At 53.3% G+C, this 420-nt stretch carries 1 protein-coding gene; it reads right to left on the bottom strand.

Annotated elements, in window-relative coordinates; translation table 11 throughout:
- Nucleotides 1-420 (bottom strand): DUF3304 domain-containing protein (locus NP77_RS19165; RefSeq protein ID WP_039661325.1); only part of this gene is annotated, 420 nt, incomplete at both ends.

Genomic DNA, 420 nt, shown 5'->3' with positions numbered 1-420 from the left:
TTTCGGACATACTCTGGGCTCCGGCATCTTAAGAGGCTCTTTGATCGGGTGTTCCGGATGGCCATAGTTCGCACAGCTGGTCGTCACTTTCACCTCATCACAGGGCAGAAAATGCACCGTGATCCCGCAGATTTCCTGCCCCGTATAATCCGGTAAAGGTACCACCGCGCTGTGCTGCTTATTCTGGGCTTTCATCTTGTTTCGCCAAACATTGTATTTTTCCCTATTTGCAAACCCCGGAAATCCCTTTGAGCCTCCAACCCCCGTTTCCCAGTCGATTTTAACCGTCATTCCCGGCCGCCATTTCGCCGGCACGCCATAGCAGCAGCCACCACCTCCCCCCTGCCAGGGGCCAATAGCATCAATGCCGGACTGACCATCGACGCTGAAATGATTGATTGCCCATTTGGTATGGTTGAT

Origin of the sequence: Pantoea sp. MBLJ3 (genome assembly GCF_000816655.1) — a bacterium.
Taxonomy (GTDB): Bacteria; Pseudomonadota; Gammaproteobacteria; order Enterobacterales; family Enterobacteriaceae; genus Pantoea; species Pantoea eucalypti.
This window is presented reverse-complemented; position numbering and strand designations above follow the sequence as displayed.